This is a genomic window from Pseudomonas sp. 25 R 14, from assembly GCF_900004755.1.
Classification (GTDB): Bacteria; Pseudomonadota; Gammaproteobacteria; order Pseudomonadales; family Pseudomonadaceae; genus Aquipseudomonas; species Aquipseudomonas brenneri.
Map to the genome: position 1 here is coordinate 29,587 of NZ_CVTS01000015.1, position 23,722 is coordinate 53,308.

The window sequence follows — 23,722 nt, forward strand, 5'->3', positions numbered from 1 at the left end:
AAAATAGGCCCGCGTCACGACCCATTTAGCCGTGCATTCACCGACTATCGAGGTCGCCCCATGAAAAACCGACTTTCCGGCCTGCTGCTCCTGGCGCAGGCCACCACCGCCCTGGCCGCCGAAGCGCCAGCCAACGACGACAAAGGCTTCTGGTACGCCCAGACCAGCGTCTACACCCGGCACTTTGCGCCGGACCCCGAGCACAACAACAACCAGGACCTGATCGGCCTGGAGCGCAATGACGCTTCGGGGTGGGTGTATGGCGGTGCGACCTTTCGCAACTCGTTTCGCCAGCGCTCGTATTACGCTTACGCGGGCAAACGCTATGACATGGCCGACTATCCGGTGTACTTGAAGCTGACCGGCGGGGCGATCCAGGGCTACCGCGGCAAGTACCGCGACAAGATTCCATTGAACCGCTATGGCGTGGCGCCAGTGATCATTCCTTCGGTCGGGGCTCACTACGGGCCGGTAGCGGCGGAGTTCGTGCTGCTGGGATTCAATGCGGCGATGGTGACCACGGGCGTGCGGTTCTGACGCAGACAGACAGTGGACACCATCCAATGTGGGAGCGGTGTACGGTCAGGAGCGCGGGGCGTAGGCAAACACGTCGGCGCGCATCTGGTGTGCATCCATGCCGGCGTTGACCAGTGCATCCAGCGTGCCATAGATCATCGCGGGTGAACCGCTGGCGTAGACATGCACACCCTTGAGGTCGCTGATGTCTTCACACACCGCCTCATGCAACAAACCACAGCGCCCCTCCCAACCGCACAGGTCACTGACCACTTTGTGCAGGAACAGATTGGGCAATTGCTGCCACTGCTCCCAATGTTCGACCTGGTAGAAATCATCCGGTTGGCGCACGCCCCAATACAGATGCACCGGGTGCTTGAAACCGCTGGCCCGGCAGTGCTCGATCAGGCTGTGCATCTGTGCCATACCGGTGCCAGCCGCGATCAGCACCAGCGGCCCGTCGGGCAATTCGGCCAGATGGGTATCGCCAAATGGTAGCTCGACCCGCGCCATCTGGTTGCGCTGCAACTGCTCGATCAGGCTGCGGGCGCTGTCTTCACGCACCAGCACATGCAACTCCAGCTCCCGCCCGGCGTGGGGCGCCGACGCCAGGGAAAACGCCGACTTTTCGCCGTTTTCCCGCTCGATCATCAGGTACTGGCCCGCGTGGTAGCGTACCGCCTTGCCGGCCGGCGCCCGCAGGCGCACGCGCCACACGTCGCCACCCAGGTCCACGCACTCGCTCAACTGGCAGGCAAGTTTGCGAACCGGCAACTCTCCCGGCGCCAGCACGCCATCCCACAGCACGACGCAATCTTCCAGCGGCTCGGCAATGCAGGTGTAGAACTCACCATGGTCACGCACCTCGCCGGCCTGTTGCACCCGGCCCTCGACCAACAGGGCCGCGCACACGTGGCACACGCCGTTGCGGCACGCCTGGGGGCATTCGTAGCCAAGGCGCCGTGCACCTTCAAGAATCCGCTCGCCGGGCTGCAAGTCAAGGACCGCGCCGGAAGGTTGCAGGGTTACACGCATCAATCTATTCCCAATTCTTTCCACATCGCATCGACACGCGCCGTCACGGCGTCATCCTTGACGATTACCCGGCCCCACTCGCGGGTGGTTTCACCCGGCCATTTATGGGTGGCATCCAGGCCCATCTTCGAGCCCAGGCCCGACACCGGCGAGGCGAAGTCGAGGTAGTCGATCGGCGTGTTGTCGATCATTACCGTGTCGCGCTTGGGGTCCATGCGCGTGGTAATGGCCCAGATCACGTCGTTCCAGTCCCGGGCGTTGATGTCGTCGTCGGTGACGATAACGAACTTGGTGTACATGAACTGTCGCAAAAACGACCACACACCGAGCATTACCCGCTTGGCATGGCCCGGGTACGACTTCTTCATGGTCACGATGGCCATGCGATACGAGCAACCCTCGGGCGGCAGGTAGAAGTCGGTGATTTCCGGGAACTGCTTCTGCAGGATCGGCACAAACACCTCGTTCAGCGCCACGCCGAGAATCGCCGGCTCATCAGGCGGCCGGCCGGTGTAGGTGCTGTGGTAGATCGGTTTGATCCGGTGGGTGATGCGTTCGACGGTGAACACCGGGAAGCTGTCGACTTCATTGTAGTAGCCGGTGTGGTCGCCATACGGGCCTTCATCGGCCATCTCGCCCGGATGAATCACGCCTTCGAGGATGATTTCGGCGGTGGCCGGCACTTGCAGGTCGTTGCCACGGCACTTCACCAGCTCGGTGCGGTTGCCGCGCAGCAGGCCGGCAAAGGCGTATTCGGACAGGCTGTCGGGCACCGGCGTCACGGCGCCGAGGATGGTCGCCGGGTCGGCGCCCAGGGCCACCGAGACCGGGAACGGCTGGCCGGGGTGCTTCTCGCACCACTCACGGAAGTCCAGCGCGCCACCACGGTGGCTCAGCCAACGCATGATCACTTTGTTGCGGCCGATCACTTGCTGGCGGTAGATCCCCAGGTTCTGGCGATCCTTGTTCGGGCCCTTGGTGACGGTCAGGCCCCAGGTGATCAGCGGGCCGACATCGCCGGGCCAGCAGGTCTGGACCGGAAGCATCGCCAGGTCGACATCATCGCCTTCGATGACCACTTCCTGGCAAACCGCGTCCTTGACCACCTTGGGCGCCATGGCAATGATCTTGCGAAAGATCGGCAGCTTCGACCAGGCATCCTTCAGGCCCTTGGGTGGCTCGGGCTCCTTGAGGAAGGCCAGCAGCTTGCCGATCTCGCGCAACTCGCTGACCGACTCGGCGCCCATGCCGAATGCCACCCGATCGGGTGTGCCGAACAGGTTGCCGAGCACCGGAATATCAAAACCTGTGGGGTTCTCGAACAGCAGCGCCGGGCCCTTGTTACGCAAGGTACGGTCGCAAATCTCAGTCATTTCCAGGACCGGGGACACCGGCACCTGAATACGTTTCAACTCTCCGCGCTGCTCAAGTTGCTGCACGAAATCCCGAAGATCCTTGAATTTCATTAACCATGCCACCCGTAAAATAGGCGTACATCCTACCTGCTCTGAAGGCCGCTGGCAGCTTATCGCCGCGCATTTGCGCTCGGAACTTGCTTAAAAAACCGGCGAAAAAAAATGGCGCCCCTTGGGGCGCCATTCTTTCGGACCTGAAACGTCGTATTACTTACGCTTCATCGACAGGAAGAACTCGTCGTTGGTCTTGGTGGTTTTCAGCTTGTCGATCAGGAACTCGATGGCGGCGACTTCGTCCATCGGATGCAGCAGCTTGCGCAGGATCCACATGCGCTGCAGTTCGTCATCGGCAGTCAGCAACTCTTCACGGCGGGTGCCGGAACGGTTGATGTTGATGGCCGGGAACACACGCTTTTCAGCAATGCGACGGTCCAGAGGCAGTTCCATGTTGCCGGTACCCTTGAACTCTTCGTAGATCACTTCGTCCATCTTCGAGCCGGTTTCAACCAGCGCGGTGGCGATAATGGTCAGCGAGCCGCCTTCTTCGATGTTACGCGCGGCGCCGAAGAAACGTTTCGGCTTCTCCAGGGCGTGGGCATCGACACCACCGGTCAGGACCTTGCCGGAGCTCGGGATCACGGTGTTGTAGGCACGGGCCAGACGGGTGATGGAGTCGAGCAGGATCACCACGTCCTTCTTGTGTTCGACCAGGCGCTTGGCCTTCTCGATCACCATTTCGGCAACCTGCACGTGGCGGGTTGGCGGCTCATCGAACGTCGAGGCAACCACTTCGCCGCGCACGGTGCGCTGCATTTCGGTCACTTCTTCCGGACGCTCGTCGATCAGCAGCACGATCAGGTGAACTTCAGGATTGTTACGCGCGATGTTCGCTGCGATGTTCTGCAGCATGATGGTCTTACCGGCTTTCGGCGGCGCGACGATCAGGCCACGCTGGCCCTTGCCGATCGGGGCGCACAGGTCGATGACTCGACCGGTCAAGTCTTCGGTGGAACCGTTGCCGGCTTCCATCTTCATGCGCACGGTCGGGAACAGCGGCGTCAGGTTCTCGAAGAGAATCTTGTTCTTCGCGTTCTCGGGACGATCGAAGTTGATCGTGTCGACCTTGAGCAGGGCGAAATAACGCTCGCCTTCCTTTGGAGGGCGGATCTTGCCAACGATGGTGTCACCGGTGCGCAAGTTGAAGCGACGGATCTGGCTCGGCGAGACGTAGATATCGTCTGGGCCGGCAAGATAGGAAGCGTCTGCAGAGCGAAGGAAGCCGAAGCCGTCCTGGAGAATCTCCAGCACGCCATCACCGGAGATTTCCTCGCCGCTTTTCGCGTGCTTTTTCAGCAGGGAGAAAATCACGTCCTGCTTGCGCGAACGGGCCATATTTTCTATGCCCATTTCTTCGGCCAGTTGGAGCAGGTCGGTAATCGGCTTTTGCTTGAGTTCAGTCAGATTCATATAGGAATGACGTAATCATTTATAGAGGGGGGGAATTAAGCTTTTGGCTTAATGAGGCCGCGCCGCAGAGAAGGCGACAGGATCGCGTACTAATCGAAAGGAATGCGTCGGCGACGGCTTGCAGGGGGCAGTGGAGAAACCAGTGCGGGGCCGAATGTACCACCTGAATTTCAGAGCGTCTAGCCCTGCTTCACGAAAAAGCCCCGCAATTTGCGGGGCTTTTTGACGACGCTTAGATGTTGGCGTCGAGGAATGCAGCCAGTTGCGACTTCGACAGTGCGCCGACCTTGGTGGCCTCGACGTTGCCATTCTTGAACAACATCAGGGTCGGGATACCACGCACGCCATGCTTGGCCGGGGTTTCCTGGTTTTCGTCGATGTTCAGCTTGGCAACGGTCAGCTTGCCTTCGTAGGTGGTTGCGATGTCGTCCAGGACCGGAGCGATCATTTTGCAAGGACCGCACCACTCAGCCCAGTAATCAACCAGCACCGGGCCTTGGGCCTGCAGTACTTCGGCCTCAAAGGTCGCGTCGGTGACGTGCTTGATAAGATCGTTGCTCATGGATGTCTCCGGGTTGTAAGCAAAAAAAACGTTGCCCATCATAGCCGCCCTTCCTTCGTTCAGGAAGCCGCCGCTGATTGACTCTTGCTATCACGCGTCATCATTTTCGGTATTACCGATTCAGGATGTTGCCGGCGTGACAAAGGCGATGCCCGTGCGCAGCGCCGCGTTACGCACGTGCTCCTGCATGGATTTATGTGCCGCCGCGCTGCTGCGCCGGGCCAGGGCACGGAGGATCTTGCGGTGCTCCTGCCAGGTTTCCATGGCCCGCTCCGGTCGGATGAACGGTAGTTTCTGGCTTTCCAGGAACACCTCGGCACTGGCGCTGAGGATGCTGACCATCGCCTGATTGCCACTGGCCAACAGGATGCGCTGGTGGAAAGCGAAGTCCAACCGTGCGGCCGCCTCGAAATCACCGGCCTTGAGTTCCCGGCGCATGGCCTGGACATTGTCTTCGAGCTCATCCAGCTCCTCGGTGGTCAACGTCATGGCCGCCAGCCCCGCCGCAAACCCCTCCAGGGCATAACGCAACTGGAAGATATCCAGCGGGCTGGCCTGCGCGGTAAATGGCCAGGCCACTGCGCCCAGATCGGCCTCAGGCGGCGCCTGCACAAACACGCCCTTGCCCGGCTGCACACTGACCACTCCCAGCGCACTGAGCGAAGACAAGGCCTCACGCAACGAGGCACGACTGACCCCCAATTGCAGCGCCAGGTCGCGCTGGGAAGGCAATGCATCGCCGGGGCCGAAGCCCTGTTCCTTGATGAGTTTGCGGATAGCTTGCAAGGCCGCTTCCGGTACGGCTTGGGCGATGGAATTCATGAAAAAACCCGAGGTTTCAGTCAACAGTGGGCCTAGTTGTAAAGCTATTCTCGGCAGCCGGCAAGCCACGCCCTAAAGGGGCTCGCGCGGTTTTGCCAGCGCTCGAAAAGGGTGCAAAACGAGACCTGACTGTTCAGACCAGTCAGACCGATATATGCCTGGAAAAACCTGCCTTGCAGGCGTTTCAGGGCGTCATGGCATGGGCTATGCACTGGCAAAACTCAGAAATGTCCTTCACCACTTTCGGAGAGTTGCCATGACCAAGCGTTGCAGCGCCCTGCTCACTGCCTTGTTTGCCAGCCTGATGCTTAGCCAGGCGCCTGCCCAGGCCAATGGCCTGGACGATATCGTCGCACGTGGCACCCTCAAGGTCGCCGTGCCCCAGGACTTTCCGCCGTTCGGCTCGGTTGGCCCGGATATGCAACCGCGCGGTTTGGACATCGACACCGCAAAGCTGCTGGCCGAGCAACTCAAGGTCAAGCTGGAACTCACACCGGTCAACAGCACCAACCGCATTCCATTCCTGACCACCGGCAAGGTGGACCTGGTGATTTCCAGCCTGGGCAAGAACCCGGAGCGCGAGAAGGTCATCGACTTTTCCAAGGCCTATGCGCCGTTCTATCTCGCCGTATTCGGCCCGCCGGAAGCGACCATCACCCACCTCGACGACCTCAAGGGCAAGACCATCAGCGTGACCCGGGGCGCCATTGAAGATATCGAGTTGACCGCCGTAGCGCCCAAGGAAGCCACGATCAAGCGCTTCGAAGACAACAACTCGACGATCGCCGCCTACCTCGCCGGCCAGGTGGACCTGATCGCCAGTGGCAACGTGGTGATGGTGGCGATCAGCGAGCGCAACCCCAAGCGGGTGCCGGCGCTTAAAGTCAAACTCAAGGATTCGCCAGTGTATGTCGGCGTCAACAAAAACGAGCCGGCGCTGTTGGAAAAGGTCAACCAGATCCTGGTCGCCGCCAAGGCTGACGGCAGCCTGGAAAAGAACGCAATGCAGTGGCTCAAAGAGCCATTGCCTGCCGATCTCTGAGGCGGAGCTGATTGATGGCCTATCAATTCGACTTTGTGCCGGTGCTGGCCAATACCGACCTGCTGTTGCGTGGCGCGCTGTTCACCCTGGAGCTGACCGCCATCGGTGCGATCCTGGGGGTGGCGCTGGGGATTGTCGGCGCCGTGGTGCGCGCCTGGAAAATCCAGCCGTTCTGCTGGTTCTTCGGGGTGTATGTCGAATTGATTCGCAACACACCGTTCCTGGTGCAGTTGTTCTTCATCTTCTTCGGCCTGCCGTCCCTGGGCTTGCAGATTTCCGAATGGCAGGCGGCGGTACTGGCGATGGTGATCAACCTCGGCGCCTATTCCACGGAGATCATTCGTGCCGGTATCCAGGCGATTCCTCGCGGGCAACTGGAGGCGGCGGCAGCCTTGGCCATGACGCGTTTTGAAGCGTTTCGCCATGTGGTGCTGCTGCCGGCGCTGGGCAAGGTCTGGCCGGCCCTGAGCAGCCAGATCATCATCGTGATGCTCGGCTCGGCGGTGTGTTCGCAGATCGCCACTGAAGAGTTGAGCTTTGCCGCCAACTTTATCCAGTCGCGCAATTTCCGCGCCTTTGAAACCTATGCCCTGACCACGCTGGTGTACCTGTGCATGGCGTTGATGATCCGCCAGTTGCTCAATTGGATCGGTCGCCGCTATGTAATGAGGAACAGCCGATGAGTGATTTTTCATTCTGGGACATCGTGCGCAACCTGCTGACCGGCCTGCAGTGGACGTTACTGTTGTCGCTGGTGGCGTTTATCGGCGGTGGGCTGATCGGCTTGCTGGTGATGACCCTGCGCATCAGCCCCAAGGCGCTACCGCGCAACATCGCCCGGACCTATATCGAATTGTTCCAGGGCACGCCGTTGTTGATGCAATTGTTCCTGGTGTTCTTCGGTGTCGCCTTGCTGGGGATCGATATCTCGCCGTGGCTGGCCGCCGCGATTGCCTTGACCCTGTTTACCAGCGCCTACCTGGCCGAGATCTGGCGCGGCTGTGTCGACTCCATTGCCCATGGCCAATGGGAGGCTTCCGCCAGCCTGGCGCTCAATCCTTATGAGCAACTGCGCTATGTGATCCTGCCCCAGGCCCTGCGAATTGCCGTGGCACCGACGGTGGGCTTCTCGGTGCAGGTGGTCAAGGGCACGGCGGTGACGTCGATCATCGGCTTCACCGAACTGACCAAGACCGGCGGCATGCTCGCCAACGCCACCTTCGAGCCCTTCATGGTCTACGGCCTGGTGGCGCTCGGTTACTTCCTGCTCTGCTACCCCTTGTCCCTCAGTGCCCGCTACCTGGAAAGGAGACTGCATGCCTCTGCTTAGAATATCCGCGCTGCATAAGTATTACGGCGATCACCATGTGCTCAAAGGTATCGACTTGAGTGTCGAGGAAGGCCAGGTGGTGGCGATCATCGGCCGCAGCGGCTCGGGGAAGTCTACGTTGCTGCGCACCCTCAATGGCCTGGAGTCGATCAACGACGGGGTGATTGAAGTCGACGGCGAATACCTCGATGCGGCCCGTGCCGACCTGCGCAGCCTGCGGCAAAAAGTCGGCATGGTGTTCCAGCAGTTCAACCTGTTCCCCCATTTGACCGTGGGTGAAAACGTCATGCTCGCGCCCCAGGTCGTGCAAAAGGTCACCAAGGCCAAGGCTGCGGAACTGGCACGACAGATGCTCGACCGTGTCGGCCTGGGAGAGAAGTTCGACGCGTTCCCGGATCGCCTGTCCGGCGGCCAGCAGCAACGGGTGGCCATCGCCCGCGCATTGGCAATGTCGCCCAAGGTGCTGCTGTGCGATGAAATTACCTCGGCCCTGGACCCGGAACTGGTCAACGAAGTACTCAGTGTGGTGCGCCAACTGGCCAAGGACGGCATGACCCTGATCATGGTGACCCATGAAATGCGCTTTGCCCGGGAAGTCGGCGACAAGCTGGTGTTCATGCACCAGGGCAAGGTGCATGAAGTCGGTGACCCGAAAGTGCTATTTGCCCAACCGCGCACCGCCGAACTGGCCAATTTCATTGGCTCGGTGGAGTCGCCGGGCTGACGCCAACGCCATGCGACAACCACTCGACCTGCACCTGGCCCTGGAGCGTCGTTTCGCTGCGCACAGAGAACGCGTCAACCGGCAGGAATGGGGCGATCTCCAGTTGTGCCGATAGCCGTCGGCCCGTTATCGGTACGCCAGCCGCACGGGCAATCAGGACCTGCCCGGGCACAAGCCGCTCGCTGGCGTGCGCAGGCACCGAGCTCTCGGCGACCAACTCCACGGGTCGGCCATCAAGGTGGGCGTGCCGGATATTCAGGGCAAAGGCCCCGGTGGCGCCAAACCGAAAGCCCAAAGGCCCCGCAGGTACCCCACTGAACCGTACTGCCATGGGAACGGGATCAATGCACACCACGTTCAGGAGCACGGTCCGGGTACCGTAAGACTGTGCACTGACATGTTCATCGGGCGCTTGACGCATTACGCCGTAGTCGACCCGTGGCTGGCTTAACGCCAACTGACAGGTAGCGAGACTGGCCTCGCTGGCCAATAACGCCACGACGAATAAAAGACACGGATAAATCCTGCCGATCGATTTACAACGCACGGCAGGTCGCCGAAGCAGTTTCATAAAGTTTGTCATTGGAGGGCTCTGGCTCAAGGTTCAGTTGCAGCAGGCAAGGCTTCGTAGAGCCCGGTAGCTCAACACTCAGGGTCTGTTGGGGCTGGCTGTCATTCAGGAAAATCAGGCCGTCGCCCACTACGTTGGTCAGGAAGGCCTTGTCCTGGCCAAATACTGCAGCGCCCTGGGGTAACGCACGTCCCTGCGGGTCATGGGCCGTCAACAGAACCCGACGGGCGCTGACCACCTTGAACTCCACGGAATTGAACGACCCACGAGCAGCGGCAAGCGTTTGGGTGCCGTTCTTGAGATCGACACGCTTGGGCAGGGACTGGGTCTGCACTTCGAGGTGGCTGGTGCTATAGGCCGGCAATCCAGGAATGACCGCGTGACCGCGGTAGTCGGTCCAGACCGGCCCATGGGGTGTCGAGACTTTGGCTCCCGTGATGTTTCCCACCGATAGCAGGCCGAAAGTATCCTGCACCGCGTAGGGTGAAAAGGTCAGCCCTTGTCCATGAGCCACGACGCCCCCCTGCAATTGCCCGGTGTAGGTGGTGCCTGATGCGTCCCGGTTCACCCCCGCACCCACGCGGGTGTAGCGAGGCATGACGTCTACACGACCATGCACCGCCTTCTGGCGATCCGTAAGGTCGCGCTCGGTGCCCACTTCATAGTTCACATACTCGTTGACCCGTTCCGACAGTGTTGTACCGATATCGGAGCGGCCGTTGCGCCGGCTGGCGAAAGATGTGAGGCGGCGATCATCGCCAAACGGCACACTGACTTGCAGGCGCACCGACAGCCCTTCGGAGGGAAGTTCCTCGTTGACGGCATAACGGCGCTTTCGCCGGCGCGACGGACCGGTCTGCGAGTCGGCGACGAGTGCGACATCGACGTCGTCGAAACGCTTGGTCCACGACGCGAACACATGCTCGGTGCTCTGCCCGTCAAATTGCGCGTTATGGGAGTAGGTGACGGAGAGCGTACCCAAAACCGGCGCGGCCCAACTCAGTCCGGCGGTGTACTGGCGCTGAAAACGCGTGTCCAGAAGATCGTTGGTCGAGGCTGTGCCGACCTCCAGGACATCACGGTAACCTCGACTCTGGGTGGTGGCACTCAGGCTTGCCTCAACACCCGCGCCCAACGGGCTACCCAGCGACACGGAGTTGCGTGTCCCGCCCACACCGCGAACCTTATCGCGGGACCGATTGTGTCGTGCACTCACTGAAACCCGTTGGAAAAAGACACGACTCAACGTGCCACCTGCCGCGTGGTATTCATCTGTCCCCAATAAACCGAGCCCCAGGGCTGTGCCTGCGCCCAAATCCCAGGTGCCGCTGCCCATCGCCACCACCGGTTGCTCCCTGTTGCTGGCGATGGTTTCCCGCACCTTGCCCAGCGCAAAGTCGAAACCAGGTTGCACGGGCACGTAGGCACCGAAAGACGCCGCAGGCACCACGAAACTGCGTTTGCCTCCCCGCGTACCGATGACACTCACGTCCAGGTCGCTGGTACCATTGAGCAGTGGCAGGTCCGTCAGGCGAAAAGGCCCTTCGGGCACCAGGGTCGAATGGATCAACACCCCGGACTGGCGCACCTCAACCCTTGCCTGGCTATGGGCCAAGCCTTCGACCACTACACCGTTGGTGCTCCCGACACGGGCGACACCATCAGGAAAGAGCTGGAACCCCGAGAGCTGGAGGCCGCCAAATACCGGGTTCCTGCTGGAAATCTGACCCGCCTGGAAGGTCGACTTCAAGGCCGCGAAATCTCGCTGGGCATAGGCGTACACATGTTCGCTGCTACCCTTGCCGTTATCGGAAACATAGAACTGCCGACTGCGCACAATCCAGTTGCCAAGATTGAAGCCCGCCTCGGTATAGGCCGAGACAAAACGGTTGGAGTCGCCGCGCGCATGGTTATCGAATCCAAGCACATCGTAATTGAGCATGGCGGCCGTACCGCCCTGGCTGAAACTGCCAGCCTCCCACTCGGGTTCACGCAACGATTGCGTAGGTACCACCAGGGACACCTCGTCACTACCGGGGCGCAATCTCACCAACGTCGCCGGGAACTCGCCAAGGAAATCGTGACACGCCTGGTCGGCCGTCACACCAGCCTGCAAGACCGCAGGCGGCACCCGCAAACCAGCTTTGTCCAGTAACCCCCGGGTAAAACACAGTTGGCCCTGGTAATCGAACCGGGCATCCACCAAGCCTAGCGCCGCGCCATTGACCCGCAGCCCGACCACCTGGACACCTTCGCGAAAACGCGCCGCGCTGCGGAAATAGTCCGAAACTTTTGGATCAATGCCATGAGTGGTCAGGGCTGCCAGGTCAAACCCTTCCCCCAACTCGATGGCCAATGCATCCCCATGATGCCCAAAAAGGGTTGCCAACCCCATGAACAGCCCCGAATAACAGGCGCCGCCCACTCCCTTGCCCACCACTCGGTTAAATCCCATGATCGGCAACATCTGCGCTGTAGCTGTCAACGGTGAACCCGTACACCGTGGCGGGCTGCAATACGACCGAGGTAACGCCCGCCAGTGGCCCCTGGGCATCAACCGCCAGTACTTCACCTGGCAGGATGTAACTGCGCGGCAAGGTTGCCAACGTTTTCCCCGGGAGCAGTTGCAACTCCAGCGCCAACCGCACCACATACGCACTGTCGTTATGAACGGCCAGCCCATTGCCCTGGCGCTTCCATTTCAACAACTCCCAGGGTGCCTGGTGCTTGGCCAACCCCTTGGGATGCAGGATCAGCGGTAAATTCTGCCGCAGGGTAAAGCCAATGGTCGCCCCACCAGGGCTGCGGGCCTGTGGAATGCCTTCAAAGGAAACACGTTTCAATCGTTGGGTCTTGAGCGGCGTGCCAGATGTATTGATAAAACGAACCAACTGGGTCTCACCGGCTTCGACCCGGGTAATCGGTGGCGTGACGATCAGCAGTGGCTCTTTATCCTCCGGTATATTCTCGATCACCGAGTGAAGTAGTGCGGGCCCCGGATCTGTGTTCTTGATATTGATCGTCGCTTCACCGTTCTCCTCATACAGCACGACAACCGTTGTTTCGGGTTGCATACCATCGGCCACCGCCATGCCACTTGCGCAAAACAATAATATTGCACACCACGATAGCGTCACACCTGCTTTCAAAAAACAACTCACTGTGTTTTCTCCGCAACGATCAAGACAAATAGCAAACGCACAGAAAAACAGCCGACAAGTCCCGAAAGCGTCATGACACTTTTCGTTTCAATATCGGCTGTTACTAGAGGTTTAGATGTAACTAAGCACTAAGGTGGCGCGGCCATCCAGCGTCACATCACGGGTGAGGTCCAGGTCTTGCGCTTTGTTAATGACCGCCATCACTTCAATGATGCCCGTGAGCTGAGCAATGGATGCGGGGGTTATGCTCGCACCATTACGCCACGAGTACTGGGTAGGCGCTTGTGCGACTTTTCCGTCACTGTTCTGCCAGGCGCCGGTGCTGACCCGCATGATCGGACTCAACGTGAGACCTGAAGACCTCAGATCTCGCAGAGTGACCGAGTACCCCCCGGTACGTCGGGACGATACAGCGCCCAACCCGAAGTTCTGCGCTTCGGTATAGCCGCCGCCGAGAATGCCAGTGACCTTGCTGCCCGCCTGCAAATCGGTCAGGGTCAGGCCGAACTTGGCCGGGGTGGTACCGCAGTTGACAACCAACGATGTGGTTTGCGGTGAGCGAGGATTGAAGCTGGTCTGGGACAACTCACCGGAACGGATAACCCCATAGTCGATGATGCCACTATTACCCAAGCTCAAATTGCAGGCTGCGGGCGTGATCGTCCCCCGCACTACCAACTGAGCAACGTTTGTTGCCTGAGCGCCAATACTTGCAGCCAGGCAAATAACACCCATCGTCAAACCCAATACTTTTTTCATGATCGACCTGTCGTTAGAAAGTGTTCAGGCATTACTTCTTTAATAACCAGGCAATTCCTTCGTCGCCATTAGTTCCTCCCTGAAACACAAAGCTATAAATAAATAACACCACGGCATCATTGCCGACCGACAGTTTCACCTTCGACTCACTCAATAAATATAAGACGACACCCAGAACTCTGTGGGACTCGTTTAAAACAACTGACTCTTTTACCACCCACCAAAGTAGTCCAGAGCAGATTAAGGATGAGTATAATTAACTACTCCTGTAGGAAATTATATAATCTCCAAAATTCTCTAAAAGTCTTTTAGTTCCCTACACCCCACTAAAGATATGTCATCGGTCATCCGGAAACTTTCCCTACATTTCCTACAAAACTTGATCAAGAGCAGGCGTAGGACAAATCACCGAGCACTACGCGTTGGCGTCAGCGTTTGATCGTGGCACGATGGCAAGGTTATCGACCGAGATCCCCTACCCATGCCGCAATCCCAAGCCAAGAATCTGTCCCTGATCGCCGCCATCGACCTGGGCTCCAACAGCTTTCACATGGTCGTGGCCAAGGCCCAGAACGGTGAGATCCGCATCCTTGAGCGGCTCGGCGAAAAGGTACAACTGGCTGCCGGGATCGACGATGAGCGCAAGCTCAACGAAGAATCCATGCAGCGCGGGCTCGACTGCCTCAAGCGTTTTGCCCAACTGATCAACGGCATGCCCCAGGGCGCCGTGCGAATCGTCGGTACCAACGCATTGCGCGAAGCGCGTAACCGTGGCGAATTCATCCGCCGCGCCGAGGAGATCCTCGGGCACCCGGTGGAAGTCATCTCCGGGCGTGAAGAAGCACGCCTGATCTATCTCGGCGTTTCCCACACGCTGGCCGATACCCCCGGCAAACGCCTGGTGGCCGACATTGGCGGTGGCAGCACCGAGTTCATCATCGGCCAGCGCTTCGAGCCGCTGCTGCGCGAAAGCCTGCAAATGGGTTGCGTCAGCTACACCCAGCGCTATTTCAAGGACGGCAAGATCACCCCGGCCCGCTACGCCCAGGCGTACACGGCGGCGCGGCTGGAGATCATGAGCATCGAGCATGCCCTGCACCGCCTGACCTGGGATGAAGCCATCGGCTCATCCGGCACCATCCGCGCCATCGGCCTGGCCCTGAAGGCTGGCGGCCACGGCACCGGCGAGGTGAATGCCGAAGGCCTGGCCTGGCTCAAGCGCAAGCTGTTCAAGCTCGGCGATGCCGAGAAAATCGACTTCGAGGGCATCAAGCCCGATCGCCGGACCATCTTCCCGGCCGGTCTGGCGATCCTTGAGGCCATCTTCGACGCCCTAGAACTGCAACGCATGGACCACTGCGATGGTGCCCTGCGTGAAGGCGTGCTCTACGACCTGCTGGGCCGCCATCATCATGAAGATGTGCGTGAGCGCACCCTCGGCTCACTGATGGAGCGCTACCACGTCGACCTGGAGCAGGCGGCGCGGGTGGAGCGCAAGGCGCTGCATGCGTTTGACCAGGTCGCCGAGGATTGGGACCTGCAGGACGGGGTCTGGCGTGAACTGCTGGGCTGGGCAGCCAAGGTCCATGAAGTGGGTCTGGATATCGCCCACTACCATTACCACAAGCACGGCGCGTACCTGATCGAGCACTCCGACCTGGCGGGCTTTTCCCGGGAAGACCAGCAGATGCTGGCGCTGCTGGTGCGCGGTCATCGCCGCAATATTCCCAAGGACAAGTTCGCCGAGTTCGGCGCCGAGGGCATCAAGCTGATTCGCCTGTGCGCCCTGCTGCGCTTTGCGATCCTGTTCCACCACATCCGTGGCACCCAGCAGATGCCGCAGGTCACCTTGCGCGCCAATGGTGACAGCCTGGATGTGGTATTCCCCGAAGATTGGCTGGACGAGAACCAACTGACCCAGGCGGATTTTGCCCAGGAAGCCGAGTGGCTGACGCGAGTGGGTTTAAGCCTGAACGTGTGCTGATCCCTAGACGCTCTCGGCCGACGACAACATCGGCGCGCCAGGCAGGAACGCCGGCTCGCGGATAGCCTGCGATGCCTGTTCATAGCCATACGCAACCGAGAGCAGTGTGGCTTCACTGTTGCTCGTACCCGCAAAGTGCAACGCGGTTGGCATGCCCTCATCATCCATGCCCGAGGGCACCGATATGCCGGGGTAGCCAGCTGCCGCGGCAAAGAAATAACTGTCTGAACGAAAACTCGACAGCACCGCGTCCAGCTTATGCTCCTTCAGTGGCTTATCGAAGATATCCCTGAAAATCGGGAGAACAGCCTCCCACAGCTGCTCCCGTTGCTCATCCGTCACCGCCAGGCTGTTGATGTGTTCCAGCAGCGCCTGGTCCGGCTCTCCGGCTCGCCTGTCACGCTCGTTGAACGCAATAAGCTCGGCCAACGACTTCACCGACAACCCTTGCCTGCCAGCTAGGTAGCCGTCGATTTTTTGCTTGAGCCCTGCAAAAAGCGCATCGTTGTATTGATCGTACGTCTCTGGCGCCACATCAGCGTCCAGGCTGGCTATTGGCACAAGGACTGCCCCCTTGGCCACCAGCAATCTGATCGCGTCCTCGAAATACTGCCTATCCGCGCGCCTGGCCGGGTCCCTGGCCTGCTCTGGCGACAACTCAGGCACCGGCGTGTAGCCAATGCGTTTGCCCTGCAAGGCATCGGGCGTCAACCCGGCGGTGTAGACCGTTGTTTCGACCATGGCGTTTAGCGCTTCGCCAGCATCGCGCACGTTACGCGTAAACGTGCCCACCGAGTCCAGTCTTGAGCTGGTCATCACCCCCTCGGTACTCACCAGTCCGGCCGTGGTTTTCAAACCGAGCACACCGTTGTAGGCCGCCGGCGCAATGATCGAACCGTTGGTCTCGATGCCCAATGCGAGCGGGACAAGTCCCTGGGCTACCGCCACGGCCGATCCAGTACTCGACCCCGCCACCTGCCCACCCAGTCGATGAGGGTTAAGGGTTTGCCCGCCACGGGAGCTCCAGCCATCAACCGGTACGCTGGAGCGAAAGTTGGACAGCTCACTCATATTGGTTTTACCCACGATCACTGCACCCGCCTTGAGCAAGTTATCCACGACCTTGGCGTTTTTTGTCGTCGGCGAACCTAGCAGCGCACGGGAACCCGCACTGGTGTGCATTTTTCCGCGGGTTTCGAATACATCTTTCAGGGCAATCGGCACACCGTGCAAAAAGCCGCACACCCCGCCGCGGTTACGCTCCTGATCGCGCGCCCGCGCCTGCTCAAGCGCATCGGGGTTGATCTGCACAAACGCGTTGCCGCCTTGCAAGCCATGATCGATGTTTGCGATGTTTTTCAACGAGTCCCGCACCAGAGACTCAGACGTCACCGCCGCCCGGGCCATGTCGCGCGACATGGCCTGCGCACTGCGGTAGCCCTTCGGCGGCGAGGTCAATGCCTCGTAAAGCCCCGCTGCTCCCAACCCGATTCCTATGCCTGATCCCATCATCGAAAAATCCTCAACTGCCATGTACAGGCTATCGCCTGATAGCCAGAGGTCAGTCTAGGAACGGGAACATACAACCCCCAACCTGGCAAATCCGACAGGCTTGTCCGATTTCTCAGTGGTGGATGTAGGCGGGAAACATGGAAGCGGACCTGCCCGCTTCCATGAGGGGAGCGTCAACGAACGGCCAGCACCGGGCTGCCGAGCCGCTCCAGCAACGTCGCCTGCGCACTGCGCGGGTTCTGGTTGCCGGTCGGCGTGTTGCGCACGTAGCGCCCATCCGACTGCAGGCTCCAGCTGTGGGTGTTATCGGTGAGATAACTCTCCAGCTCTTTCTTGACCCGCATGATCAGCTTCTTGCCTTCCACCGGGAAGCAGGTCTCCACACGCTTGTCGAGGTTGCGCTCCATCCAGTCGGCGCTGGAGAGGAACATCTGCTCCTCGCCGCCGTTGAGGAAGTAGAACACCCGCGTGTGCTCCAGGAAGCGGCCGATGATCGAACGCACGTGAATATTGTGCGACACCCCGGCAATGCCCGGGCGCAGGCAGCACATGCCACGCACCACCAGGTCGATGCGCACACCGGACTGGCTGGCCTTGTACAGCGCGCGGATGATCTTCGGATCGGTCAGCGAGTTGAACTTGGCGATGATATGCGCCGGCTTGCCGTCGAGGGCGAACTGGGTCTCGCGGGCAATCATGTCGAGCATGCCCTTTTTCAGGGTGAACGGCGCATGCAGCAGCTTCTTCATGCGCAACGTCTTACCCATGCCGATCAATTGGCTGAACAGTTTGCCGACGTCTTCGCACAAGGCATCGTCGGAGGTCAGCAGGCTGTAGTCGGTGTAGAGCTTGGCGTTGCCGGCGTGGTAGTTACCGGTACCCAGGTGCGCGTAACGCACGATTTCACCGGCTTCGCGACGCAGGATCAGCATCATCTTGGCGTGGGTCTTGAAGCCGACCACACCGTAGATCACCACCGCACCGGCCGCTTGCAGGCGGCTGGCCAGTTGCAGGTTGGATTCTTCATCGAACCGCGCACGCAGCTCGATCACCGCCGTGACTTCCTTGCCGTTACGCGCGGCATCCACCAGCGCATCGACGATTTCCGAGTTGGCGCCGCTGCGGTACAGGGTCTGGCGCACGGCCAGGACGTGTGGGTCCTTGGCAGCCTGGCGCAACAGGTCGACCACCGGGGTAAACGACTCGAACGGGTGCAGCAGCAAGATGTCCTGCTTGCTGACCACGCTGAAGATGTTCTCGCTGTTTTGCAGCAGTTTCGGGATCTGCGGGGTGAATGGCGTGTATTGCAGCTCCGGATGGCTGTCCAGGCCAGTAATGCTGAACAGGCGCGTCAGGTTCACCGGGCCATTGACCTGGTACAGCTCGGTCTCGGCCAGGTTGAACTGCTTGAGCAGGTAGTCCGAGAGATGTTTTGGGCAGGTGTCCGCCACTTCCAGGCGTACTGCATCGCCATAACGGCGGGAGAACAGCTCACCGCGCAAGGCGCGGGCCAGGTCTTCGACGTCTTCGGTATCCACGGCCAAATCGGCGTTACGGGTCAGGCGGAACTGGTAGCAGCCCTTGACCTTCATGCCCTGGAACAGGTCATCGGCGTGGGCGTGGATCATCGACGAAAGGAATACATAGTTATCGCCAGCCCCCCCTACCTCTTCCGGTACCTTGATGATCCGTGGCAACAGGCGCGGCGCCGGGATGATCGCCAGGCCCGAATCACGACCAAAGGCATCGATCCCTTCGAGTTCGACGATAAAGTTCAGGCTCTTGTTCACCAGCAGCGGGAACGGGTGTGTCGGGTCGAGGCCAATCGGGGTGATGATCGGCGCGATTTCGTCACGGAAATAGCGACGCACCCAGGTCTTGAGCTTGACGGTCCAGTTGCGCCGACGGATGAAGCGCACCTGATGCTTTTCCAGCTCCGGCAACAAAATGTCGTTGAGGATGGCGTATTGGCGATCCACATGACCGTGCACCAGTTCGCTGATGCGGGCCAGTGCCTGGTGCGGCTGCAAACCGTCGGCGCCGGCCTGTTCGCGGGCAAAGGTGATCTGTTTCTTGAGGCCGGCAACACGAATCTCGAAGAACTCATCCAGGTTGCTGGAGAAGATCAGCAGGAACTTCAAGCGCTCCAACAGCGGGTAGGACTCATCCAGCGCCTGTTCCAGCACGCGGATGTTGAATTGCAGTTGCGACAGCTCGCGATGGATATACAGGCTGCTGTCATCCAGGTTCGGAATCACGATAGGCGGTGCCGCCACCATCGGCTCCGCGAGCACGACAGGCTGCTCAGGTGCAAGCTCCGGCGGGGTTTCGGCGACTTGTTCAACCACCGGATGCGCATCTTTTACGGCAACGTCTGTGAGTCCTTCGGTATTCATCGAGTGTTCCTGTGAGGGCTATTGTTGCTCTCTAAGCAATTGGGCGGCACGGGCGGCAAAGTAAGTCAGGATGCCATCAGCCCCCGCACGTTTAAAGGCGGTAAGGGATTCCAGGATGACTCCTTCACTCAACCAGCCATTTTGAATCGCAGCCATGTGCATGGCGTATTCACCACTGACCTGATAGACAAAGGTCGGCACCTTGAATTCCTCCTTGACCCGATAAAGGATGTCCAGGTACGGCATGCCGGGCTTGACCATCACCATATCGGCACCTTCGGCCAGGTCCGCCGCCACTTCGTGCAGGGCTTCATGGCTGTTGGCCGGGTCCATCTGGTACGAGGCCTTGTTGGCCTTGCCCAGGTTCAACGCCGAGCCGACCGCATCGCGGAACGGGCCGTAGTAGGCGCTGGCGTACTTGGCCGAATAGGCCATGATCCGCACATTGACATGGCCGGCCAGCTCCAAGGCTTCGCGAATCGCCTGGATCCGACCGTCCATCATGTCCGACGGGGCCACCACCTGGGCGCCCGCTGCGGCATGGGACAGCGCCTGCTTGACCAATGCGTCGACGGTGATGTCGTTCTGCACGTAGCCTTCTTCATCCAGAATGCCATCCTGCCCGTGGGTGGTGAACGGGTCCAGCGCCACGTCAGTGATCACCCCAAGCTCAGGGAAACGCTCGCGCAGGGCGCGGGTCGCGCGCTGGGCAATACCTTCGGGGTTCCAGGCCTCGGCGGCATCCAGGGACTTGAGCCCGGCCGGCGTGACCGGAAACAGCGCCAGCGCCGGGATCCCCAACTCGACCCACTGCGCCGCTTCTTGCAAAAGCAGATCAATGGTCAAACGCTCGACACCCGGCATCGAGGCCACCGCTTCCCGGCGATTTTCACCGTCCAGCACAAACACCGGCAGGATCAGATCATCCACCGTCAGGACATTTTCACGAACCAGACGGCGAGAAAAGTCATCACGACGGTTGCGGCGCAGGCGGGTAGCGGGAAACAGGCGTTGGGCGGGGGTAAAGCTCACGGCAGACTCCTGAGCCCGGCTTGACGGGCGAGCGTGACAGTTATAAGCGGCCATTATGACGAAGGAATGACAGTTGTGCTTACTCATACAACCGGCATGCGACCTGTCGCCGCATTCATGGTTTCTGTAGGAAATGTTCACTTTGTGACACATCTCGATACTTTCATGAATGTTCACGAAGGCGTAGGCTGCGCGTTCATTTCGCCAGCACCCAGACAATGCTCCAACAATTTCTGAATGACTTTGGCTACTTTGCCCTCTTCCTGGGGACGTTCTTCGAAGGTGAGACCATTCTGGTGCTCGCGGGCTTCCTGGCGTTCCGCGGATACATGGATATCAACGTGGTGGTGGTGGTTGCGTTCTTCGGCAGCTATGCCGGCGACCAGCTCTGGTATTTCATGGGCCGTAAACATGGGCGCAAATTGCTGGCGCGCAAGCCGCGCTGGCAACTGCTGGGCGATCGGGCGCTGGAGCATATCCGCCGGCATCCGGATATCTGGGTCCTGAGTTTCCGCTTCGTGTATGGCCTGCGCACAGTGATGCCCGTGGCCATTGGCCTGTCAGGCTACCCGCCGGGACGCTATCTGTTGCTCAACGGCATTGGCGCGGCGATCTGGGCGGCAGCGCTGGGCGCGGCGGCCTACCACTTCGGCGCCGTGCTCGAAGGCATGCTGGGCAGCGTCAAGAAGTACGAGCTGTGGGTGCTCGGCGCCTTGCTCTTGCTCGGTCTGGGCTTATGGTTACGCCGGCGCATCCGTAATGCCCGCCTGGCGCGGGAAAACTGCGCCGCCGAGAAAGCCCAGTTGGCGCAGGTACAGGCCGAAGCGAAAAAGCCCGAGTCTACGACACCCGCCGAGTAAGTCGGACCGATGAGGCACCGCCTGCGGCAATGCGCTGGCCAAGGCAGCTTGTGCCACCCACTCTCGGTGCGCCGGGTATCACTGCACCATTGCGCATAGAACTGCAGGTTGGCCCACGGCGGGTTCCAACTGGCCAGCGGCGTGGCCACGCCAAAGATCACCGCCTCGTTTTCGTCCTCCTCCTGTGAAGGAGCAAAAACCATGGGCAAATCCGGTCAATTATTGTTACATCAAGATTAGGTGCAATGGCCGGATGCCCTATTGGCAATGAGCGACAAATAAGTAGACATTTAACGCCATAAATCAGGAGAAATGCCCATGAGCAAAAAGATTGCAGTGATCCTTTCCGGCTGTGGCGTGTACGACGGCGCTGAAATCCATGAAAGTGTGATCACTTTGTTGCGCCTGGACCAGCGCGGCGCTCAGGTTCAGTGCTTTGCCCCGAACATTGCGCAACACCATGTGATCAACCATCTCACCGGCGAAGAAATGCCCGAGTCACGCAATGTGCTGGTGGAGTCGGCGCGCATAGCGCGGGGTGAAGTGAAGGATATTCGCGAAGCCAACGTTGAAGAGTTCGACGCGCTGATCGTGCCCGGTGGGTTTGGCGCAGCCAAGAACCTGTCGAACTTTGCCGTTGAAGGCGCTGGTTGCAGCGTCAACCCGGACGTACTGGCGCTGGCCGAAGCCTTTGCCGAAGCGGGCAAGCCCGTGGGGCTGATCTGCATCTCGCCGGCGCTGGCAGCGAAGATCTACGGCCCAGGCGTGGTGTGCACCATCGGCAACGATGCTGGCACGGCAGCAGCCCTGGACAAGATGGGCGCCACCCACCAGGAATGCGCGGTGGACGAGATCGTCGAAGACAAGGCGCGCAAACTGGTGAGCACACCGGCCTACATGTTGGCCAAAAACATCAGCGAAGTGGCCTCAGGCATCAACAAGTTGGTGGACCGGGTGCTGGAACTGACCCACGAGAACGACGCCTGACCCGCCCCCTGTAGGAGCCCGGCTTGCCGGCGATAGCATCACCTCGGTGTCACTGACAGACCGAGGCGTCTGCATCGCAGGCAAGCCAGCTCCTACAGAAGCCGGCACCGGCGATCAGGCCACCCGGCGCTTCTCGGCCAGCCGGCTGCGGCTGTACAACACCACAATCGCAATGATCGCCACTGCCTGGGCACTCAACGAATACGCATCGGCATGGATGCCCAGCCAGTCAAAGTCAAAGAACGCCACCGGCCGGGTGCCGAAGATACCGGCCTCCTGCAACGCCTTGACGCCATGCCCGGCGAACACCACCGACAGCGCGCACAGCAGCGCCGCGTTGATCCCGAAGAACAGCGCCAATGGCAGCTTCGCCGAGCCGCGCAGGATGATCCACGCCAACCCCATCAATAGCACCAGCGCCGTGGCGCCACCGGCCAGGACGGCGTTGTGTCCGGCGGGGCCGGCCTGTAGCCACAGGGTTTCGTAGAACAGGATCACTTCGAACAGTTCGCGGTATACCGAGAAGAACGCCAGTATCGCAAAACCAAAACGCCCACCACCGCCCACCAGACTGCTCTTGATGTAGTCCTGCCAGGCGGCCGCGTGGCGGCGGTCGTGCATCCACACACCCAGCCACAGCACCATCACGCTGGCAAACAGCGCCGTGCAGCCTTCCAGCAACTCGCGCTGGGCGCCGCTGACGTCAATCACATAGGCCGCCAGGGCCCAGGTCGCTGCACCGGCCACCAATGCCAGGGCCCAACCGACGTTGACGCTGCGCACCGCCGACTGCTGGCCGGTGTTACGCAGGAAGGCGAGAATCGCCGCCAGTACCAGAATCGCCTCCAGCCCTTCACGCAGCAGAATCAGCAAGCCCGAGATGTAGCTCAACGACCAGCTCAGGCCATCGCCGCCCAACAAGCCGGCAGCTTCAGTGAGTTTGCCCTTGGCCACGTCCAGGCGCTGCTGGACTTGCTCGATCGGCAGAGCGTCCTGCAACGACTGCCGATAGGCCATCAAGGCTTTCTCAGTGTCCTTGCGCACGTTGGCATCGACGTTATCCAGGGAGCTTTCTACCAGCTCGAAGCCTTCCAGATACGCGGCTACCGACAGGTCGTAGGCCTGTTCATGCTCGCCACTGCGAAACGCCGCCAGGCTCTTATCCAGCGTGGCAGCGGTGTAGTCCAGCAATTGCGCCGGGCCACGCTGGACCTGCGGCGGCTGCGCCCGTTGCGCACGGAATACACGCACGGCGTCCGGGCCTTCGGCGGCCAGCACTTCTTCCGGAGTCTGGCGGGCCAGGTCCGCCAGGTTGAAGGATTTTTCGCTTTTCGCCGCAGCCGGGTCAGCGGTGAAGCCCGCGATGTAGGTCGCCAGGTCCCAGCGCTGACGGTCATCCAACTGGTCGGCGAACGACGGCATATCGGTGCCTTCGACGCCCAGGCCCAGGGTGTTGTAGATGCCGTAGAGGCTCAGGCGGTCCAGGCGCTGCGCATCGCGCAGGTTGGCCGGCGGCGGTGTCATGCCGACACCGGCCGGGCCATCGC

The 23,722-nt window shown here is 60.3% G+C and carries 21 protein-coding genes; 8 read left to right on the forward strand and 13 right to left on the reverse strand.

The annotated features are described in order from the left end of the window. The first annotated feature begins 60 nt into the window (after window positions 1-60). Window positions 61-537 carry a hypothetical protein gene (locus tag BFQ03_RS02690; RefSeq protein WP_032856958.1) on the forward strand — a complete coding sequence of 159 codons (477 nt, stop codon included), beginning with the start codon at window positions 61-63 and terminating at the stop codon, window positions 535-537. A gap of 45 nt (window positions 538-582) precedes the next feature. Here BFQ03_RS02690 and BFQ03_RS02695 read toward each other — a convergent pair whose 3' ends face one another. The 5 genes from BFQ03_RS02695 to BFQ03_RS02715 form a co-directional block, all read right to left on the reverse strand. Next, window positions 583-1,551 (reverse strand): CDP-6-deoxy-delta-3,4-glucoseen reductase, encoded by a 969-nt coding sequence (locus tag BFQ03_RS02695; RefSeq protein ID WP_032856957.1) that lies wholly within the window; start codon window positions 1,549-1,551, stop codon window positions 583-585. Further along, window positions 1,551-3,017, reverse strand: coding sequence for a 4-hydroxy-3-polyprenylbenzoate decarboxylase (gene ubiD, locus BFQ03_RS02700; RefSeq protein ID WP_032856956.1), 1,467 nt, complete (start codon window positions 3,015-3,017; stop codon window positions 1,551-1,553). Before ubiD ends, BFQ03_RS02695 begins: the two co-directional genes overlap by 1 nt. Window positions 3,018-3,173: 156 nt before the next feature. Further along, window positions 3,174-4,433: a transcription termination factor Rho gene (rho, locus tag BFQ03_RS02705; RefSeq protein ID WP_003176825.1), complete on the reverse strand. Its 1,260-nt coding sequence runs from the start codon at window positions 4,431-4,433 to the stop codon at window positions 3,174-3,176. Window positions 4,434-4,665: 232 nt separating this feature from the next. Then, entirely contained in the window at window positions 4,666-4,995 is a 330-nt protein-coding gene (trxA, locus tag BFQ03_RS02710; RefSeq protein WP_032857000.1) for a thioredoxin TrxA, read from the reverse strand. A 120-nt stretch (window positions 4,996-5,115) separates the two neighbouring features. Beyond that, window positions 5,116-5,817 carry a FadR/GntR family transcriptional regulator gene (locus BFQ03_RS02715; RefSeq protein ID WP_032856999.1) on the reverse strand — a complete coding sequence of 234 codons (702 nt, stop codon included), beginning with the start codon at window positions 5,815-5,817 and terminating at the stop codon, window positions 5,116-5,118. Between the two features lie 256 nt (window positions 5,818-6,073). Between BFQ03_RS02715 and BFQ03_RS02725 the strand changes: the two genes are divergently transcribed. The 4 genes from BFQ03_RS02725 to BFQ03_RS02740 are packed head-to-tail and all read left to right on the forward strand — an operon-like array spanning window position 6,074 to window position 8,913. Then, window positions 6,074-6,859, forward strand: a complete 786-nt coding sequence (locus BFQ03_RS02725) for a transporter substrate-binding domain-containing protein (RefSeq protein ID WP_032856954.1) — start codon at window positions 6,074-6,076, stop codon at window positions 6,857-6,859. Window positions 6,860-6,873: 14 nt separating this feature from the next. Then, window positions 6,874-7,542, forward strand: a complete 669-nt coding sequence (locus BFQ03_RS02730; RefSeq protein WP_032856952.1) for an amino acid ABC transporter permease — start codon at window positions 6,874-6,876, stop codon at window positions 7,540-7,542. Further along, window positions 7,539-8,189 (forward strand): amino acid ABC transporter permease, encoded by a 651-nt coding sequence (locus tag BFQ03_RS02735; RefSeq protein WP_032856951.1) that lies wholly within the window; start codon window positions 7,539-7,541, stop codon window positions 8,187-8,189. Before BFQ03_RS02730 ends, BFQ03_RS02735 begins: the two co-directional genes overlap by 4 nt. Then, window positions 8,176-8,913, forward strand: a complete 738-nt coding sequence (locus tag BFQ03_RS02740) for an amino acid ABC transporter ATP-binding protein (RefSeq protein WP_032856949.1) — start codon at window positions 8,176-8,178, stop codon at window positions 8,911-8,913. Before BFQ03_RS02735 ends, BFQ03_RS02740 begins: the two co-directional genes overlap by 14 nt. On the opposite strand, the gene BFQ03_RS30395 is transcribed toward BFQ03_RS02740, so the two are convergent. From BFQ03_RS30395 to BFQ03_RS02760, 4 genes are all read right to left on the reverse strand, one after another. Beyond that, window positions 8,885-9,484 (reverse strand): DUF1120 domain-containing protein, encoded by a 600-nt coding sequence (locus tag BFQ03_RS30395; protein WP_082445509.1) that lies wholly within the window; start codon window positions 9,482-9,484, stop codon window positions 8,885-8,887. The two genes, BFQ03_RS02740 and BFQ03_RS30395, sit on opposite strands and share 29 nt — an antisense overlap. Continuing rightward, window positions 9,450-11,879: a fimbria/pilus outer membrane usher protein gene (locus BFQ03_RS02750; protein ID WP_065942424.1), complete on the reverse strand. Its 2,430-nt coding sequence runs from the start codon at window positions 11,877-11,879 to the stop codon at window positions 9,450-9,452. Before BFQ03_RS02750 ends, BFQ03_RS30395 begins: the two co-directional genes overlap by 35 nt. Before the next feature lie 49 nt (window positions 11,880-11,928). Continuing rightward, complete coding sequence (locus BFQ03_RS02755; RefSeq protein WP_275656690.1) at window positions 11,929-12,621, reverse strand: fimbria/pilus chaperone family protein; 693 nt, start codon at window positions 12,619-12,621, stop codon at window positions 11,929-11,931. A 135-nt stretch (window positions 12,622-12,756) separates the two neighbouring features. Beyond that, on the reverse strand, window positions 12,757-13,404 hold the full coding sequence (locus BFQ03_RS02760; protein WP_032856947.1) for a DUF1120 domain-containing protein: 648 nt from the start codon (window positions 13,402-13,404) through the stop codon (window positions 12,757-12,759). 481 nt (window positions 13,405-13,885) lie between these two features. Here BFQ03_RS02760 and ppx point away from each other — a divergent pair, with 481 nt between their 5' ends. Then, window positions 13,886-15,388 (forward strand): exopolyphosphatase, encoded by a 1,503-nt coding sequence (gene ppx / locus BFQ03_RS02765; protein WP_032856946.1) that lies wholly within the window; start codon window positions 13,886-13,888, stop codon window positions 15,386-15,388. Window positions 15,389-15,391: 3 nt separating this feature from the next. On the opposite strand, the gene BFQ03_RS02770 is transcribed toward ppx, so the two are convergent. The 3 genes from BFQ03_RS02770 to hemB form a co-directional block, all read right to left on the reverse strand. Then, complete coding sequence (locus BFQ03_RS02770; RefSeq protein WP_239695217.1) at window positions 15,392-16,921, reverse strand: amidase family protein; 1,530 nt, start codon at window positions 16,919-16,921, stop codon at window positions 15,392-15,394. Window positions 16,922-17,073: 152 nt separating this feature from the next. Further along, window positions 17,074-19,296, reverse strand: coding sequence for a polyphosphate kinase 1 (gene ppk1 / locus BFQ03_RS02775; RefSeq protein ID WP_065942425.1), 2,223 nt, complete (start codon window positions 19,294-19,296; stop codon window positions 17,074-17,076). An 18-nt stretch (window positions 19,297-19,314) separates the two neighbouring features. Further along, a complete protein-coding gene (hemB, locus tag BFQ03_RS02780; RefSeq protein ID WP_065942426.1) occupies window positions 19,315-20,328 on the reverse strand; it encodes a porphobilinogen synthase in 1,014 nt (337 codons plus the stop codon). A 218-nt stretch (window positions 20,329-20,546) separates the two neighbouring features. Between hemB and BFQ03_RS02785 the strand changes: the two genes are divergently transcribed. Both BFQ03_RS02785 and elbB read left to right on the forward strand, forming a co-directional pair. After that, window positions 20,547-21,188 (forward strand): DedA family protein, encoded by a 642-nt coding sequence (locus BFQ03_RS02785; protein WP_065942427.1) that lies wholly within the window; start codon window positions 20,547-20,549, stop codon window positions 21,186-21,188. A 318-nt stretch (window positions 21,189-21,506) separates the two neighbouring features. Then, entirely contained in the window at window positions 21,507-22,175 is a 669-nt protein-coding gene (gene elbB, locus BFQ03_RS02790; RefSeq protein WP_065942428.1) for an isoprenoid biosynthesis glyoxalase ElbB, read from the forward strand. A 114-nt stretch (window positions 22,176-22,289) separates the two neighbouring features. Here the strand turns inward: elbB and BFQ03_RS02795 are convergent. Continuing rightward, window positions 22,290-23,722: FTR1 family iron permease (locus tag BFQ03_RS02795; RefSeq protein ID WP_065942431.1), on the reverse strand; the 1,433-nt coding region annotated here is incomplete at its 5' end.

Excerpts from the sequence above, each read along its gene's own strand:
- BFQ03_RS02730 (WP_032856952.1), top strand. The coding sequence starts at position 6,874 with ATGGCCTATCAATTCGACTTTGTGCCGGTGCTGGCCAATACCGACCTG.
- elbB (WP_065942428.1), top strand. The coding sequence starts at position 21,507 with ATGAGCAAAAAGATTGCAGTGATCCTTTCCGGCTGTGGCGTGTACGAC.
- trxA (WP_032857000.1), bottom strand. The coding sequence starts at position 4,995 with ATGAGCAACGATCTTATCAAGCACGTCACCGACGCGACCTTTGAGGCC.
- BFQ03_RS02750 (WP_065942424.1), bottom strand. The coding sequence starts at position 11,879 with ATGGGGTTGGCAACCCTTTTTGGGCATCATGGGGATGCATTGGCCATC.
- BFQ03_RS02725 (WP_032856954.1), top strand. The coding sequence starts at position 6,074 with ATGACCAAGCGTTGCAGCGCCCTGCTCACTGCCTTGTTTGCCAGCCTG.
- BFQ03_RS02770 (WP_239695217.1), bottom strand. The coding sequence starts at position 16,921 with ATGGCAGTTGAGGATTTTTCGATGATGGGATCAGGCATAGGAATCGGG.
- rho (WP_003176825.1), bottom strand. The coding sequence starts at position 4,433 with ATGAATCTGACTGAACTCAAGCAAAAGCCGATTACCGACCTGCTCCAA.
- BFQ03_RS02690 (WP_032856958.1), top strand. The coding sequence starts at position 61 with ATGAAAAACCGACTTTCCGGCCTGCTGCTCCTGGCGCAGGCCACCACC.
- ppx (WP_032856946.1), top strand. The coding sequence starts at position 13,886 with ATGCCGCAATCCCAAGCCAAGAATCTGTCCCTGATCGCCGCCATCGAC.
- BFQ03_RS02785 (WP_065942427.1), top strand. The coding sequence starts at position 20,547 with ATGCTCCAACAATTTCTGAATGACTTTGGCTACTTTGCCCTCTTCCTG.
- BFQ03_RS02735 (WP_032856951.1), top strand. The coding sequence starts at position 7,539 with ATGAGTGATTTTTCATTCTGGGACATCGTGCGCAACCTGCTGACCGGC.
- BFQ03_RS30395 (WP_082445509.1), bottom strand. The coding sequence starts at position 9,484 with ATGAAACTGCTTCGGCGACCTGCCGTGCGTTGTAAATCGATCGGCAGG.
- ubiD (WP_032856956.1), bottom strand. The coding sequence starts at position 3,017 with ATGAAATTCAAGGATCTTCGGGATTTCGTGCAGCAACTTGAGCAGCGC.
- BFQ03_RS02760 (WP_032856947.1), bottom strand. The coding sequence starts at position 13,404 with ATGAAAAAAGTATTGGGTTTGACGATGGGTGTTATTTGCCTGGCTGCA.
- BFQ03_RS02715 (WP_032856999.1), bottom strand. The coding sequence starts at position 5,817 with ATGAATTCCATCGCCCAAGCCGTACCGGAAGCGGCCTTGCAAGCTATC.
- ppk1 (WP_065942425.1), bottom strand. The coding sequence starts at position 19,296 with ATGAATACCGAAGGACTCACAGACGTTGCCGTAAAAGATGCGCATCCG.
- BFQ03_RS02740 (WP_032856949.1), top strand. The coding sequence starts at position 8,176 with ATGCCTCTGCTTAGAATATCCGCGCTGCATAAGTATTACGGCGATCAC.
- BFQ03_RS02695 (WP_032856957.1), bottom strand. The coding sequence starts at position 1,551 with ATGCGTGTAACCCTGCAACCTTCCGGCGCGGTCCTTGACTTGCAGCCC.